Here is a 14,698-nt window from a genome sequence, read left to right as displayed (position 1 = left end):
GCGGTCTCTACTCGGTGCCCGCGGCCGACAGCTCGCCCGGGGTCGGGATGACCGGCGCCGGGGCGACCACCGGCAGGCACACGGCGAACCGGGTGTCGCCCGGTTTCGACTGCACCGAGATGTTGCCGCCGTGCTTTTCCACCACGATGCGCCAGGCCAGGTCCAGACCCAGGCCGGTGCCCTCCCCGAACGGCTTGGTGGTGAAGAACGGGTTGAAGATGCGGTCGATGACGTCCTCGGGGATACCGGGGCCGTCATCGCAGATCTCGACGCGGATCATCTGGTCGTTCTCCCGGCAGGTGCGCAGCGTCAGCGTCCCGCTGCCGCCCATCGCCTGGATCGCGTTGTCGATGATGTTGGTCCACACCTGGTTCAGATCGCCCGGGTAGCAATGCAATTCGGGCAGCGTCTTGTCGAGATACTTGACGACGGTGACCGGCCGGTCCTTGCCCGGGCCGCCGATCTTGTCGCCGAACATCATGACGGTACTGCGCAGCAGCTCGTGCACATCGGCGCTGCCGTAGCTGCCGCGGTCCATCTGCGAGTACTGCTTGGCGCCGGCCAGCAGCGCCGAGATGCGCTTGCTGGCCTCGGCGATCTCGTTCATCCGCAGCTCGTTGTCGATGGTGTACTTCAGCCACCCGATGGCGCCCTGCAGTGACGCGGTGGAGTCCAGGTCGTCGATCAGCGCCGACACCCGCTCCAGCCAGTCGGTGTCCAGGCCGGCCTCGACGAAGGTGGGTGCGTAGTCCCAGGCGCTCGCGATGCCGTGGTCCTCCAGCCAGTCGCCGAGTTCGTCCTCACGGTCGGAGGCCTCCAGCGCGGTCAGCTCGAGGTCGTTGTTCTTGGCCACCTGCTCGGCGACCTGATCCTGGATGTTGACCAGGGCGCGTAGCGATTCGGGACTGAACTTGGCCTCGGCGACCATGGCGAGCTTGTGCCGCATGTGCCCGACGCTCTCGCGCAGATCGGCCACCGCGCGTGCGGTGGCCGCGGCCGGGTTGTTGAGCTGGTGGGTCAGGCCCGCGGTGATGGTGCCCAGGGCCAGCAGCTTCTCGCGCTGGTCGATGATCTGGCTCTGCCGACGCCCGCCGACCAGCCAGCCCTCCATGAGGTGCACGGCCATCGGGAACTGCGCCCGCATGAACTCCGCGAAGGCCTTGGCCTGCAGCACGAACACCCGCGATTCGACGACCAGGCGCACCGAGGCCTGGTAGATCTGCTCCTCGCCGGGAATGTAGGCCGACCAGGCGCCGAAGTAGACGCCGCGCTGGGAGGTGCGATTGGTCTGGATGTCGACGCCACCGGAGCGCTTCGACATGATCAGCTCACCGTCGATCAGGACGTAGAAGCACGTCGCCGGTTCGCCCTCCTGCACGATCGACCCGGCCGGGAACATCTCGATGGTGCCGGCCTCGCACAGCGTGTCGAGCTGATCGTCGGAGAGGTGTTCGAACAGGAACAGGGTCCGCAGCTCGTCACGCACACACATTTCGGTCACGACTCAGGCCTCCGCTAGATACCGGTGGACGAACATCACTGCCATCGATCCCTCGCCGACGGCCGCTGCAACCCGCTTGGCGGATTCCGATCGCACATCTCCTGCAACAAACACACCGGGCACGCTTGTTTCCAGGTGATGCGGCGGACGGTCCAGCGTCCAGCCGCACACATCGCGCAGATCCGGTCCGGCCAGGATGAAACCGCGGTCGTCTCGGGCCACCACACCGTCGAGCCAGTCGGTGCGCGGTGTCGCGCCGATGAAACAGCACAACCGATCGGCGGCAACATCGAAGGTCTGCCCGGACTTGCGGTCGGCCAGGGTCAGCCCGACCAGGTGATCGTCCTCGGCGGTGGTGCCGACGACCTCGGTACAGGTGCGGACCTCGATCTTGTCGTTGGCCTCGATCTGCTGGATGAGGTAGTAGGACATGGACGCCTCCAGTGAGGGTCCGCGCACCAGCATGGTGACCTTCTTGGCGGTCTTGGACATGAACATCGCCGCCTGTCCCGCCGAGTTGGCGCCGCCGACGATGTAGATGTCCTCGTCCTTGCACTCGGCCGCATCCGACACCGAGGCGCCGTAGTACACCCCCTTGCCGACCAGGCTCCCGTCGCCGGTTCCCGCGCAGCCGCCGACCGACAGCTCGCGGTACTCCACGCCGGTGGCCAGGATGACCGCCCGGGCGCCGATGGTGCCGTGATCGCCGAACGAAATGGTGCGCGCGGTCCCGATGTCACCGGCCTGCAGGCTGATGGCTTCTCGGGTGGTGATGACCTCGGCACCGAAACGCTCGGCCTGGCGCCGCGCCGTGGTGGTCAGGTCGATCCCGGAGATGCCGTTCTCGAACCCCAGATAGTTCTCGATGCGCGAGCTGCGCCCGGCCTGACCGCCGGTCATCGCGCGCTCGATCAGGACGGTGTTCAAGCCCTCGGATGCCCCGTACACCGCGGCCGCCAGGCCCGCGGGACCACCGCCGATGACCGCCAGGTCGTACATCTCCAGCGACGGGTTGGTCGACAGGCCCAACATGGTGGCCAGCTCGGTGTCACTGGGCTCGACCATCGGCTTGCCGTCCTCGGTGATCACCACCGGCAGCTGCCTGCCGTCCAGGCCCGCGGCCTCGAGCAACTGGCGGCCCTTGGGTTCCTCGGCGGTGAACGCCTTGAACGGGTAACCGTTGCGGGCCAGGAACTGCCGCACATCCCAGGATCGCGGGTTCCATTGGTGTCCGATCACCTTGGTATAGGGGATGGCATGGTCGCCGACGGCGTGCCAGGACTCCAGCAGGCCGTCGATCACCGGGTAGAGCTTCTCCTGCGGCGGATCCCACGGCTTGAGCAGATAGTGGTCCAGGTCCACGACGTTGATGGCGTCGATGGCCGCGGTCGTGTCGGCGTACGCGGTCAGCAGCACACGACGGGCCATCGGGTACAGGTCCATCGCCTGTTCGAGGAATTCGATACCGCTCATCTGCGGCATCCGGTAGTCGGCGACGAACACCGCGACCGTGTCCCCGCGCAGCTTCAGTTCGTGGAGGGTGTTCAGGGCGTCCGGCCCGGATTCGGCGCGCACGATGCGGTACCGCTCCCCGTAATGGCGGCGCAGGTCGCGCGCGACGGCGCGGGACACGGCGGGATCATCATCGACGGAGAGGATCACGGGTTTGCGGGGTTGGCGCTCGGCGTCAGACATCACTGATGATTATGCGCCGACAGTCCACTTCTTATCCCGGTCCGATCGCTGACGGCGAAACCCCGGTCCGTCCGGCCTACAGTGGCGTTCGTGACGGCTCTCGAGTTTTCCGATTCCACCCATATCGCCCTGGACCCGGCGGCTACCTACGCCCTGGTCTCCGATATCACCCGGATGGGGGAGTGGAGCCCGGTCTGCAAGGCCTGCTGGTGGGATGACCCGGCGGCCGGCGCGGTCGCGGGAGCATGGTTCACCGGCCGTAACGAGCTGCCCGAACGCACCTGGGAGACCCGCAGTCAGGTGGTCGCCGCCGAACCCGGCCGCGAATTCGCCTGGGAGGTCAACGACGGTTGGGTGCGCTGGGGGTTCACCCTCGAACCGGCCGACGGCGGCACGACGCTGACCCAGCACTGGCGCTTCCTGCCCAAGGGCATCGAGGGCTTCGGTGAGAAGTTCGGCGCGGACGCCGACAACCAGATCGCCGCGCGCTCGGAGTTGGCGCACAGCGGCATCCCGGCCACGTTGGCCGCGATCAAGGCGACTGCCGAGGCGTAGTCCCGGTCACGACGACCGCGCGACGATCACCGGGGCGTTCGCCGACTCGGCGACCGCGCAGCCCACCGAGCCGAGCAGCATGCCGGCGAACCCGCCGCGCCCGTGGCTGCCGACCACCACCAGTTGCGCCTCCTCGGCCTGCAGGAGCAGTTGATGCGCGGGGTGGTCGCGGACCACCACACGCCGGATGGATACGTCGGGATAGCGGTCCTGCCATCCGGCCAGGCGTTCGGAGAGCTCCGCTTCGGCCTGCGGTTGGAAGATCGTCCACTCGTCGCCGGGGTACGCGTACACCTGCAGGTCACTCCAGGAATGCACGGCGACCAGTTCCACTCCGCGTCGCGAGGCCTCGTCGAAGGCCACCGCCACGGCGGTCTCGGACGCGGGTGACCCGTCGATGCCCACCACTACCGGCGCCTGCGCGGACTGCACTTGCGGGTCGGTGACCGGATGGATCACCGCGACGGGGCAATGAGCATGCCGGATCAGAGCGGAACTGACCGATCCGAGAACGGCCCGCCCGACGCGGCCGAGTCCTCGACTTCCTACGACGACCATCTGCGCGTCCTTGGACAGATCGGTCAGTGTCGACACCGCGTTGCCCTGAGCGATGTGCTCGCGCAGCGTCAGCGGTCCGCGGTCGGTCACCGCGCGCTCCGCGATAGTCGTTGCGGCGTCCAGGGTCTCGCGGCCGCGCTCGGCCGCCAGCCGGTCCAACTCGTCGGCGACAGACACCTCGTACCAGGTGAGGGCGCGAGCGCTCGGCATGATGTGGGCCAAAGTCAGCGGAACGTCGTGCATGACGGCCTCTATAGCCGCCCATTCCACGGCCCGCTGGGCCTCGGGCGAACTGTCCACTCCGACGACTATCCCGCGATGTGACGGCATTTCAGCTCCTCGAATCGGTGATCCGGCCCGTGCGCCGGCCTTGAGGTGACGGTATTTTCTCGCCGCACGGCGGACAGGAGGCTTAAGTCACCTTCTGCCGGGGACGTATGTCGGTTTCGGAGTTGGTCTCGGTTGAGTTAGCGTTCGCCGAGAAGAGAGCGAAGGGCGGGGGAGGGCCATGGCCGACGTCGGGTGGCTCGACCGTGCCCTGCCCGGCCTGTCCGGCTTTCGCGGCTACCGCCGAGTCTCGTTGCGTGGTGATGTGCTCGGTGGACTCACCGTGGCGGCCTATCTGATTCCCCAGGCGCTCGCGTATGCCAGCCTCGCCGGGCTCCCCCCGGCCGCCGGGCTGTGGACGGCGTTGCCCCCGTTGCTGATCTACGCACTCATGGGCTCTTCACGACAGTTGTCCGTCGGCCCGGAATCGACCACGGCGCTGATGACGGCCGCGGTGCTGATGTCCACGGCCGGTGTCTCGGATTCAGCTCGCTATGCGCAGTATGCCGCCACGCTGGCACTGCTGGTGGGTGTCATCTGTCTGCTCGCCGGGCTGCTCAGACTGGGCTACCTGGCTAACCTGCTGTCTCGCCCCGTTCTCGTCGGGTACCTGGCCGGGATCGCCGCGATGATGGTGGCCAGCCAATTGGGGCGGCTGGCCGGAGTGTCGGTGTCGGGGCAAACCGTGCCCGATCAATTGCTCTCCTTCGGTGCCGCGCTGTCGCGACTGCACTGGCCCACGGTCGTTCTCAGTCTGAGCGTGCTGGCACTGATCCTGCTCTTGGACCGGTGGGCACCTCGGCTGCCCGGACCGCTGATCGGCATCCTGGTGGCGGCCGCCGCTGCCGCCGTTCTGGCGGATCCCTTGCAAGGCATCGAACTCGTGGGCGCCGTCCCGTCGGGAATGCCCCCGCCGATCTGGCCGATGGTGTCCGCCGAGGCTGTACGCGACCTGATCGTTCCCGCAATGGGTATCGCGATGGTCGCGTTCTCGGACAATGTGTTGACCGCCAGGGCGTTTGCCTCGCGGACCGGTGCTGATGACGTCCAACCGCAGGTGGAGTTGCGCGCATTGGGTGTCTGCAATCTGGTCGCCGCGCTGTTTCGCGGATTTCCGATCAGTTCGAGCGGTAGCCGCACGGCGCTGGCGCATGCCGCCGGTGCGCGTACCCAGATGTACTCGGTGGTGGTGTTCGTCGTGACTGCCGTCGTACTCGTGGTCGGAGGAGACGTCATGGCCGCCATACCGGCCGCGGCTCTGGGCGCGTTGGTGGTCTTTGCGGCCGGCAAGCTGGTGGAAGTCGCGGAGTTCAAGCGATTGGCCGCTTTCCGGCGAAGTGAACTGCTGCTCGCACTGGCGACGACGGTATCGGTGCTGGCGTTCGGAGTGCTCTACGGCGTGTTGGTGGCGATCGCGCTGTCGGTCGCCGATCTGCTGCGTCGACTCGCACACGCGCACGACGGCGTGCAGGGTTTCGTGCCCGGAGTGGCCGGCATGCACGATATCGATGACTATCCCAACGCCACGGTGATACCGGGGCTGCTTGTGTACCGCTACGACGCACCATTGTTTTTCGCCAATGCCGCGGACTTTCGCCGACGCGCACTTGCCGCTTTGGACAACGCTGCGCGACCGGTGCGTTGGTTCGTGCTGAATGCCGAGTCCAACGTCGAGGTCGACGCCACTGCGCTGGACGCGCTGGATCACCTGCGCCGAGACTGTGACCGCCGCGGTGTCGTGTTCGCAATGGCCAGGGTAAAACAGGATCTCCGCGATGCACTCGCCGCCGCTGATCTACTCGACGGCATCGGCGCCGACCATATCTTCATGACCTTGCCGACCGCTGTGGATGCCTACCGCCGTGCGTATCCCGATGATGGGGACTATTGACCGTTCTGTCCGGTACCGCTTTGGCGCCCCAGCGGGACCGCCGCGCTATACCACGCAACATTTTCTGTTCCATCACGAAGTGTGGCAGGTCGAACCACCAGTGTCCGACGGCGCCGCCGCTGCCGCGCGCCAGCAGGCGTGTCCCGCCGATCTCTCGTCGCAGGACGAATACCCAAGCCCCCGAGGCCGGCTCGGAGCGTTTCATCCGTTCGTAGTCAGCGGGGGATACCAGGACCAGGTGCGATCGTTCCTGCACCGCGGCCACGATCTGGCGGGCCTGCGGGCCGTACCGGCGGGCCCGCCAAATCGTGTCGCCCACGCGCAGATGTTGCCACTCGGGATGGATGACGTGAGCGTTGTGCTCATCGGCGCCAGCGGCGCGCTCCAAGAGCGAGTAGCTGTAGAAGCCGCCACGGTCCTCACCGATCTGCACCAGCCACGGCCACACGTCAGCGGGCGAAGCATCGATGGTCACGCCACGAGTGGTCCGTACGGTGCCCGACGGTACGAGTTCATCGCCGGGCAGCCATGCACTGATCTCGTCCGCTCGGGCACCCCAGTTGTGAACCCACGGCCGAACGTGCGCCCGGTACAGGGCCGTAACGCCGACCGCGGCAGCCAATGCCGCCAATCCGGATCGCTGCTTTCCCATCGTGCCTCCCGTCGTAATCACTCTGCGGACGGTCCGGGGCGGCGGATGGCCGCCCCGGCAGCCGCAGCGCCGCACTCAGCGTCCGCGCTCCACCGCGATGTGCTTCTCGGGGTTCTTGGGTTCCTTGAGCGGTACCACGACGCTCAGGATGCCCTTCTCGTAGTGCGCCTTGATGCCGTCCTCATCAGCACCCGCCGGCAGCGTCACGGACCGCACGAACGAGCCGTAGGAGAACTCGGAATGACCGTTGGTCTCCTTCTGCTCGCTGCGTTCGGCCTTGATCGTCAGCATCCCGTTGCGAACCGTGATGTCGACATCCTTGTCCGGCTCGACTCCCGGGATCTCGGCACGCAGCTCGTACTGGCCGTCGGTGACGTTGTCCTCGACCTTGATGGGGTGGCCTCCCAGGATCGGACGCAGGTTCGCCCACGACGGAAACCCGGAGAAGAACTCGGATACCTCCGGCCAGGACGACCGGTGGTGTTGCTGCACTGCGACTTTGCTCATGGTTACCTCCTCGGTGGTGGCCATTGATGGCATTCAGATCCGACCACCCGCCGGCAATCGGCGGATAGGGACTGAAGTCCTTGTCATCGGGGCCGTTCGTCCGGCGAGGACCGGGTGGCTGCATGCTTATGTGGCTTTGTGCCCACCACGCAATCTCAAGGCCTGACATCGGAGCGGGCCGCCGCGCTGTTGGCTGAGCACGGCCTCAATGAGGTGAAGGTGCAGCGCTCACGACCGTGGTGGCGGGTGCTGGCGCAGAAATGCTGCACTTCTTCGCCGTCCTGTTCTGGGCGGCCGGCGGTTTGGCCTTTGTCGCGGGCATGCCGCAACTGGGTGTGGCGATCGTGGCGGTCGTCATCTTGAACGGACTGTTCGCCTTCGCACAGGAAGAGCGGGCCGCGCACGCCGCCGAGAAACTCCGCCAGATGCTTCCGCGGCGCGCGAACGTGTTGCGCGATGGCGCGCTGCTGAGCATCCCTGCAGAGCAACTTGTGGTCGGCGATGTGATGGTGCTGACAGAGGGCGACCGGATATCGGCCGACGGGCAGATCTGTACTGCCGCAGGACTGGCAGTCGATACGTCAGCGATGACAGGGGAGAGCGTTCCCGAGCATCCGGTCACCGGAGACGTCCTGTATGCCGGCTGCTTCGTCGTCGAGGGCGAGGCAAACGCCATCGTCACGGCCACCGGCGGCCGGACGCGGCTTGCAGGCATCGTAGGACTGACCGCAGAGCATGCGGGTATGCCGACACCACTGCGCAGAGAACTGACTCGGGCGTCGCGCGTCATCGCCGCGGTGGCTCTGACTGTCGGAGGGTTGTTCTTCACCGTTGCCGTCTCGATGGGAATGCCGCCGGCGGATGGGTTTCTGTTCGCGGTCGGGGTCACCGTCGCTGTGGTTCCGGAGGGGTTGCTGCCCACGGTGACGCTGTCGTTGGCCATGGGCGCCCAACGGATGGCCAAGCGGCAGGCACTCGTCCGGCATCTGGAAGCCGTCCAAACGCTCGGTTCCACCACATACATCTGCACCGACAAGACCGGAACCCTGACCTGTAACGAGATGGCGGTGGTCCAGTGCTGGACTCCGGATGGTTGCGCAACTATCGACGGCGTCGGCTATTAGCCGACCGCGCGGGTCTCAGTGGCACCTGCCGCGTATGCATCGATCCGCCGTCTGGCACTGGCCGCGCAACGATGTTCGCCCGGCCACGTCGAGTTGCGCGATGGCGAATGGGTGCCGCGCGGGGATCCGATGGAGGCCGCGCTGGACGTGTTCGCGCGGCGAGTGACCGCCGGCGATCGCACCACCGACGACTCCGTACGCCTGAAGTTCCCCTTCGACGCACACCGGCGGAGGATGTCCGTGGTGGTCGATGGCCGCATTCTGGTGAAGGGCGCACCAGAAGCGGTGCTATCGCTATGTGCGTCGGACTCTGCAGCGTCCGAACAGTTCCGGCGCATGACAGCGCGCGGTCTGCGAGTGCTGGCGGTCGCCTGCCGTGTCATCGATTACGGCACGGACATGCCGGTGTCCGCAGAGGAAGCCGAATGCGGTCTGACCCTGTTGGGCCTCGTGGGACTCGAAGATCCGCCCAGACCTGCTGTCGCCGAAGTCCTGCATACCTGCAGGCGCGCGGGCATCCGCGTGGCGATGGTAACCGGTGACAATCCGGACACCGCGGCGGCCCTGGCACGCGAGATCGGATTGGCAGCGGAGATCTCGCCATACGTCGCCGCGCAGTTACCTGCCGATCTGGACGACCTGGGTGAGTTCCTCGACCGCGACGGACTCGTGATCGCACGGGTCGATCCGGAGACGAAACTGCGAATTGCGCGTGCGCTGCAGCGACGTGGGCATGTGGTTGCGATGACCGGTGACGGCGTCAATGATGCGCCGGCGTTGCAGGAAGCAGCGATCGGCGTCGCCATGGGCAAGGGAGGCACGGACGTGGCGCGTGCCGCGGCCGATCTCGTCTTACTCGACGACAACTTCGAGACGATCGTGACGGCAATCGAAGAGGGCCGATCGACATTCATCAACATCAGGCGCTTCCTGACCTACCATCTGTCGGACAATGTGGCGGAACTCGCGCCGTTCGTGGTGTGGGCACTCACCGCCGGGCACTTCCCGTTGGCGATCGGTGTCCTGCAGGTCCTCGCGCTGGACATCGGTACCGACGTCTTTCCAGCGCTTGCACTGGGAGCCGAGCCACCGGACAGGAGGACACTGGATGGACCACCGGTGCGGGGACATCTCCTCGACCGGTCGGTCATGGCTCGTGCATTCGCCGTCCTCGGTCCCGTCGAGGCTTTGGTCGCCCTGCTGGCATTTACAGTGTCCTTCGCCGTGGCGGGATGGCGAATGGGCGACCCGTTCCCGTCCGGGCCCACACTGTGGGCGGCGTCCGGTGCTGCGTTCAGTGCCATCGTGTTCGGACAGGTTGCGAACGCCTTTGCCTGTCGCAGCGAGACCGATCCTGTCTGGAGGCTGGCTGCCGGGCGGAACACGCTGTTGATCAGCGCGGTCGCCGCCGAAATCGCGCTGTTGGGTCTGCTGCTCTACGTCGAACCTGTCGCGCAGGTACTGTCCCACGCGGCCCCACCGACCGCCGGGTACATCGTCGCAGCGTCGGCGATTCCGGCTGTATTACTCGCCGACGCTTGCCATAAGCGGATTAGGGCCCGACAACGTCGGTGACCTTCGGCCCTAATCTCCGGCATCGTGCGGGGTGTACGAACAGTGACATGAGCAAGCAAGCAGATGTCGTCGTTCCCCCGCCCGTCGATCTCGATATCACCTCAGCCGGCGTGCACGCCGATGCGCCGGAGTACGCACGAGCGAAGATCGGCGCACTCAGCCGGCTCACCCGGCATCCGATCACTCGCGGACGGGTCCGGCTGACACGGCACAACCACTCGGATCGCGAATCCGCTGTCATCGCGCAAGGCAACTTCGAGGTCCGCGGTCGTCCGGTCCGGGCACAGGTCGGTGCCGGAACGGTGCACGAAGCGATCGACAAACTCGAGGCGCGCATGCGACGCCGGTTGGAGGATGTCTGCACGCTCTGGGACCCATCGCGCGGGCCGAATGCCGCTCCGCCATGGCGCCACGAGACCGAGCCGCCGGCCGCACCGCCATCGGCATCCGAGTCGGCACGCATCATCCGACGCAAGTCCTATGCCATGGCGTCGTGCACTGTCGACGAGGCGGTGGTCGAGATGGAGCTGCTCGACTATGACTTCCACCTGTTCAACGAGATCGGTAGCGGTGCAGCGGCTGTGGTGTATCGCAGTGGACCGACCGGTCTGCGGCTGGCCCTCGTTGCGCCGGACATCGCCGGTGAGCTGGCGCCCTTCAAACAGTTGGTCACCATCAGCCCACACCCGGTGCCGTGTCTGCGCGAGGACGCTGCGGTCCAGCGCTTGGCGCTATTGAAGTTGCCGTTTCTGTTCTACATCGATGCAGCGGAAGGGCGTGCGAGCGTGCTCTACCGCCGCATGGACGGTGATCTCGCGATGATCACCCCCGCCGGATAGGGACTTTCGGCCCTGCTCAGGGGACCTAAGCCTCCCCTGATCCATCGGTCGGTGACATTAACGTCGGACCGTATCCGCAACAGGCGGTAACGAAATCAGACGGGGGAATCCGATGACTTTTCTCTTCACCACGAATCTGAACGGCATCGTCGCGGCGGTCGACGGTTCACCGAACGCCGATACCGCGGCGGGGTGGGCTGCCCGCGAAGCGGTCCTTCGCAACGTCCCTCTGACCCTGGTGTACGTGAAGCCATCTGACGAGGTGGGTCCGTGGATCGACCTTCCGATCTCGGCCGAGTATCTGGCTGAACGGGATCGGCTCGCCGAGGAGATCGTCGAGCGTGCCAGCCGACATGTCAAGACTGCCGCGCCGCAGCTGCGCGACTCGCAGATCAAGACACTCGTCGGCAACGGACCGAGGATGCCTGCCCTGATCAATATCTCGAAAGACGCCGACATGATGGTCGTCGGGTCACGCGGTCTCGGTGGTCTGGCACGGCTGCTCCTGGGATCCACCAGCTCGGCGCTGGTACATCATTCGCACAGCCCGGTGGCAGTGATCCACGACGAGACTGCTGTTGCGGAGGCGACCGGTCCCGTCGTGGTCGGGGTCGATGCCATGCCGGCGTCGGAACTGGCCGTCGCCATCGCATTCGACGAGGCTTCGCGGCGTGGTGTCGAACTCGTCGCCGTGCACACCTGGATGAACAGCGCGGACTTCAACTCCGATATCGCCGCCACAGACCTTGTCGAACAAGCGGATGAGGAACTGGCGCAACGGATCGCCGGCTGGACCGAACGCTACCCCGACGTCACCGTTCGCCGTGTGGTCGGACAGGACAACCCCGCGCACGCGCTGATCGAACAATCCCGCGGCGCACAGCTGCTCGTCGTGGGCAGTCACGGACACGGCGGTTTCGCCGGTATGCTGCTCGGCTCGGTGAGCTGGGCGGTGGCCCAGGCAGCGTCCATCCCTGTCATCATCGCCCGCCGATCCTGAGACCGAAGTCGCGTTGCATCGGGACCTTCGCCCCTTGGGCGCAAGATCGATACACCGAAAATAGATATCATGCAGTCGAATTGGGGAGCACTGGGATACTGGTGGCGAAGCGTGGCGGGCCTCAACCCACTGATCCGCCGCTCTGATCGTATCGAGGCCGCTGCAGCGGTGTTGATGGCGGTGCTGGTCATCGGTGCGGTCCCTTTTGTCGCCGCAGTAGGAACCGCTGCGCACGACGGGTTGTCCCATGAGTTCGCGACCCAGCGCCAGACCCGCCAGCAGGTCAATGCGACGGTCTCGTCGGACAGCCGCGAATCACCACAGCTGTACGACGCGCCCTTTGTCACCGAGATCCGTTGGGAATTCAGTGGTGTCATCCATCGAGACACCATCAGGTCCGAACGGCTGGTTGCCAAAGACCACCTGACCGTGTGGGTCGACGAGCACGGCGCTCGGACACTGCGGCCGGCTTCGAGTGCCGACGCAGTGGTCCAAGCTGCCGTAGCCGCAGTCGGGCTGTGGATCGCCGTGCTCGGGCCGGCCGCCACGGCCTGGCTGCTGCTCAAGAACAGGCTGAATCGAGCGCGCCAACGGGCGTGGGACCGTGAACTCCACGACCTTGCCGATGACGGTGGGCGCACCAATTCTCTCTGAAAAGCAGGCGCTAGGGCCGGATCACGGCCACCGGAGCCGACGCGGACTCAGCGACCGAAGTACTGACCGAACCCAGCAGCATGCTCGAAATCCCTCCGCGTCCCCGGCTTCCCACAACCACCAGTTGTGTCTGCCTGGACTCGTCGATCAGCCATCGGGCCGGCTTGTCGCATACGATACGACGCCGCACTGCGACATCGGGGTACTGCTCCTGCCATCCCGCAAGTCGTTGCCCGAGGATCTCATGGCCCTGATTTTCGTACTTGTGCCAGTCGATTCCCCGGATCGGAAACACCGCGACGTCGCTCCAGGCGTGCAACGCGATCAGATCGACGCCACGGCGGGACGCCTCGTCGAAGGCGAATGCGATCGCCGCTTCGGATGCCGGCGATCCGTCGACGCCCAGCAACACCGGTAGACCTTGATCGGTCTCTCTTGGCGCGCCATCCTTGACGACGATGACGGGGCATCGCGCGTGGTGCAGTAGATTGCGGCTCACCGATCCCAGAACGGCACCGCCGACGGGTCCCAGCCCCCGGCTGCCGACAACGATCAGATCGGCCCGACTCGACGCCGCGGTCAGTTCGGTCAGCACACCATCGTGGCGGCGCTCGACGCGCACCTCCGGTCCCGGACCGCCCCGCGTGGCAGCGCGGACCGTTTCCTGAGCTGTCGCTATCACGTTGTCGGCGTTGTCCTCCTGCCAGACCTGATAATTCGACAGCACCGCTTCGATAGACCAGCTCACCATGATTGGCGACACAACGTGCATCAACGTGATGGGACGACGCCGCAGAACCGCTTCTGCGGCCGCCCAACGTAGCGCGGCGTGTGATTCCGGCGATCCGTCGATACCGACGACGATTCCGAGACTGCCCCTGGGAAAGATCATTCACTGCCCCTGTCTCGATATGTGGTGACCGTCGTGCCGGCTCGACCACTCACCATTTCCTCGATGTCGGACTGTGCACCGATCACGGCGTTGCGCCCGGTGTTTCGGACGAACCTCGATGCGGCGTCCACTTTGGGACCCATTGAGCCGGCCGAGAACGTCAACGTGGCGAGGTCGTCCGGTGTGACGCGCATCAACCGTTGTCGGCGCGGGGTGCCCCAGTCGGTGTAGACACCGTCGACATCGGTGGCGATCACCAGCAGATCGGCGTCGAGTTCTTCGGCCAGCAATGCGGCGGCATGGTCCTTGTCGATGACCGCTTCGACCCCGACCATGAGCCCGTGTTCGTCGCGCATCGTCGGTATCCCGCCCCCGCCGGCGCAGATGACGATGGTCCCGGCATCGACCAGAGCCCGGATCGCGGCGATCTCCGCGATGCGTTTGGGCCGCGGGCTCGGCACAACACGACGCATGTCCGCCCCATCGGCGGCGATCGTCCATCCTGTGGCCTGGCGAAGACGCTCGGCGGTGTCACGGTCGTAGATCGGTCCGATGGGCTTGGTGGGGGATGCGAAGGCGGGGTCGTCGCTGTCGACCTCGATCATGGTCAGCAGGGTGGCCAGCGCCTGTTCGGCGGGTAACAGATTGCCCAGTTCCTGTTCTATGACGTAGCCGATCATCGCTTCGGTCTGCGCATCCAGGACGTCGAGCGGGTACGGGGCGACGGCGTGATAGGCGGCGGCCTGCAGTGCCAGCAGTCCTACCTGAGGTCCGTTGCCGTGCGCGATGATGAGCTCATTGCCCGGTGCCACGGTGGCGATCGATGCAGTCGCAGAACGGATGTTGGCGCGCTGTACGTCAGCCGTCATCGGCTGGCCACGACGCAGGATGGCGTTTCCGCCGAGTGCGATCACGATGCGCATCGGCG

14 protein-coding genes and 1 pseudogene are annotated in these 14,698 nt (G+C 66.0%); 8 read left to right on the top strand and 7 right to left on the bottom strand.

Features of this window, described 5'->3' with window-relative positions; genetic code table 11:
• Nucleotides 1–7: 7 nt before the first annotated feature.
• The gene (locus ACWDUN_RS17360; protein ID WP_449931141.1) at nucleotides 8–1,492 is read right to left on the bottom strand and encodes an ATP-binding protein; all 1,485 of its coding nucleotides are present in this window, start codon (nucleotides 1,490–1,492) and stop codon (nucleotides 8–10) included.
• A 12-nt stretch (nucleotides 1,493–1,504) separates the two neighbouring features.
• On the bottom strand, nucleotides 1,505–3,196 hold the full coding sequence (locus ACWDUN_RS17355) for an FAD-dependent oxidoreductase (RefSeq protein ID WP_449930744.1): 1,692 nt from the start codon (nucleotides 3,194–3,196) through the stop codon (nucleotides 1,505–1,507).
• A 90-nt stretch (nucleotides 3,197–3,286) separates the two neighbouring features.
• On the opposite strand from ACWDUN_RS17355, the gene ACWDUN_RS17350 reads away from it, so the two are divergent.
• Nucleotides 3,287–3,751 (top strand): SRPBCC family protein, encoded by a 465-nt coding sequence (locus tag ACWDUN_RS17350; protein WP_449930742.1) that lies wholly within the window; start codon nucleotides 3,287–3,289, stop codon nucleotides 3,749–3,751.
• A gap of 6 nt (nucleotides 3,752–3,757) precedes the next feature.
• Here ACWDUN_RS17350 and ACWDUN_RS17345 read toward each other — a convergent pair whose 3' ends face one another.
• Complete coding sequence (locus ACWDUN_RS17345; protein WP_449930740.1) at nucleotides 3,758–4,639, bottom strand: universal stress protein; 882 nt, start codon at nucleotides 4,637–4,639, stop codon at nucleotides 3,758–3,760.
• A gap of 178 nt (nucleotides 4,640–4,817) precedes the next feature.
• Here ACWDUN_RS17345 and ACWDUN_RS17340 point away from each other — a divergent pair, with 178 nt between their 5' ends.
• Nucleotides 4,818–6,527 (top strand): SulP family inorganic anion transporter, encoded by a 1,710-nt coding sequence (locus ACWDUN_RS17340; protein WP_449930738.1) that lies wholly within the window; start codon nucleotides 4,818–4,820, stop codon nucleotides 6,525–6,527.
• Here ACWDUN_RS17340 and ACWDUN_RS17335 read toward each other — a convergent pair.
• Together ACWDUN_RS17335 and ACWDUN_RS17330 are read right to left on the bottom strand one after the other, a co-directional pair.
• Nucleotides 6,463–7,179 carry a hypothetical protein gene (locus ACWDUN_RS17335; protein ID WP_449930736.1) on the bottom strand — a complete coding sequence of 239 codons (717 nt, stop codon included), beginning with the start codon at nucleotides 7,177–7,179 and terminating at the stop codon, nucleotides 6,463–6,465. The two genes, ACWDUN_RS17340 and ACWDUN_RS17335, sit on opposite strands and share 65 nt — an antisense overlap.
• A gap of 75 nt (nucleotides 7,180–7,254) precedes the next feature.
• Nucleotides 7,255–7,686 carry an Hsp20/alpha crystallin family protein gene (locus ACWDUN_RS17330; RefSeq protein WP_449930734.1) on the bottom strand — a complete coding sequence of 144 codons (432 nt, stop codon included), beginning with the start codon at nucleotides 7,684–7,686 and terminating at the stop codon, nucleotides 7,255–7,257.
• A gap of 114 nt (nucleotides 7,687–7,800) precedes the next feature.
• Here ACWDUN_RS17330 and ACWDUN_RS17325 point away from each other — a divergent pair.
• The 6 genes and pseudogenes from ACWDUN_RS17325 to ACWDUN_RS17300 all read left to right on the top strand — a co-directional run.
• Nucleotides 7,801–7,890 (top strand): annotated as a pseudogene (locus tag ACWDUN_RS17325) (hypothetical protein); the annotation flags it as partial.
• A 32-nt stretch (nucleotides 7,891–7,922) separates the two neighbouring features.
• Nucleotides 7,923–8,810 carry an HAD-IC family P-type ATPase gene (locus ACWDUN_RS17320; RefSeq protein WP_449930732.1) on the top strand — a complete coding sequence of 296 codons (888 nt, stop codon included), beginning with the start codon at nucleotides 7,923–7,925 and terminating at the stop codon, nucleotides 8,808–8,810.
• 18 nt (nucleotides 8,811–8,828) lie between these two features.
• Nucleotides 8,829–10,385, top strand: coding sequence for an HAD-IC family P-type ATPase (locus ACWDUN_RS17315; protein WP_449930730.1), 1,557 nt, complete (start codon nucleotides 8,829–8,831; stop codon nucleotides 10,383–10,385).
• Between the two features lie 47 nt (nucleotides 10,386–10,432).
• The gene (locus tag ACWDUN_RS17310; protein ID WP_449930728.1) at nucleotides 10,433–11,224 is read left to right on the top strand and encodes a ribosome hibernation promotion factor; all 792 of its coding nucleotides are present in this window, start codon (nucleotides 10,433–10,435) and stop codon (nucleotides 11,222–11,224) included.
• 112 nt (nucleotides 11,225–11,336) lie between these two features.
• Complete coding sequence (locus ACWDUN_RS17305) at nucleotides 11,337–12,224, top strand: universal stress protein (protein ID WP_449930726.1); 888 nt, start codon at nucleotides 11,337–11,339, stop codon at nucleotides 12,222–12,224.
• Between the two features lie 69 nt (nucleotides 12,225–12,293).
• Nucleotides 12,294–12,878 carry an Rv1733c family protein gene (locus tag ACWDUN_RS17300; RefSeq protein WP_449930724.1) on the top strand — a complete coding sequence of 195 codons (585 nt, stop codon included), beginning with the start codon at nucleotides 12,294–12,296 and terminating at the stop codon, nucleotides 12,876–12,878.
• Nucleotides 12,879–12,888: 10 nt separating this feature from the next.
• Here the strand turns inward: ACWDUN_RS17300 and ACWDUN_RS17295 are convergent, their stop codons facing one another.
• Nucleotides 12,889–13,770: a GspH/FimT family pseudopilin gene (locus ACWDUN_RS17295; protein WP_449930722.1), complete on the bottom strand. Its 882-nt coding sequence runs from the start codon at nucleotides 13,768–13,770 to the stop codon at nucleotides 12,889–12,891.
• The gene (arcC, locus tag ACWDUN_RS17290; RefSeq protein ID WP_449930720.1) at nucleotides 13,767–14,693 is read right to left on the bottom strand and encodes a carbamate kinase; all 927 of its coding nucleotides are present in this window, start codon (nucleotides 14,691–14,693) and stop codon (nucleotides 13,767–13,769) included. The genes ACWDUN_RS17295 and arcC overlap by 4 nt, the downstream gene beginning before the upstream one ends.
• Between the last annotated feature and the right edge of the window lie 5 nt (nucleotides 14,694–14,698).

Source organism: Mycobacterium sp. NPDC003323 (assembly GCF_053589535.1).
Note: the sequence above shows the minus strand (reverse complement) of the source record. Positions and strands in the feature narration are given on the sequence as shown.

What these genes read in the sequence shown, in the direction of transcription:
- ACWDUN_RS17360 (WP_449931141.1), bottom strand. Translation starts at nt 1,492, where the DNA reads ATGTGTGTGCGTGACGAGCTGCGGACCCTGTTCCTGTTCGAACACCTC.
- ACWDUN_RS17355 (WP_449930744.1), bottom strand. Translation starts at nt 3,196, where the DNA reads ATGTCTGACGCCGAGCGCCAACCCCGCAAACCCGTGATCCTCTCCGTC.
- ACWDUN_RS17345 (WP_449930740.1), bottom strand. Translation starts at nt 4,639, where the DNA reads ATGCCGTCACATCGCGGGATAGTCGTCGGAGTGGACAGTTCGCCCGAG.
- ACWDUN_RS17340 (WP_449930738.1), top strand. Translation starts at nt 4,818, where the DNA reads ATGGCCGACGTCGGGTGGCTCGACCGTGCCCTGCCCGGCCTGTCCGGC.
- ACWDUN_RS17335 (WP_449930736.1), bottom strand. Translation starts at nt 7,179, where the DNA reads ATGGGAAAGCAGCGATCCGGATTGGCGGCATTGGCTGCCGCGGTCGGC.
- ACWDUN_RS17330 (WP_449930734.1), bottom strand. Translation starts at nt 7,686, where the DNA reads ATGAGCAAAGTCGCAGTGCAGCAACACCACCGGTCGTCCTGGCCGGAG.
- ACWDUN_RS17310 (WP_449930728.1), top strand. Translation starts at nt 10,433, where the DNA reads ATGAGCAAGCAAGCAGATGTCGTCGTTCCCCCGCCCGTCGATCTCGAT.
- ACWDUN_RS17305 (WP_449930726.1), top strand. Translation starts at nt 11,337, where the DNA reads ATGACTTTTCTCTTCACCACGAATCTGAACGGCATCGTCGCGGCGGTC.
- ACWDUN_RS17300 (WP_449930724.1), top strand. Translation starts at nt 12,294, where the DNA reads ATGCAGTCGAATTGGGGAGCACTGGGATACTGGTGGCGAAGCGTGGCG.
- ACWDUN_RS17295 (WP_449930722.1), bottom strand. Translation starts at nt 13,770, where the DNA reads ATGATCTTTCCCAGGGGCAGTCTCGGAATCGTCGTCGGTATCGACGGA.
- arcC (WP_449930720.1), bottom strand. Translation starts at nt 14,693, where the DNA reads ATGCGCATCGTGATCGCACTCGGCGGAAACGCCATCCTGCGTCGTGGC.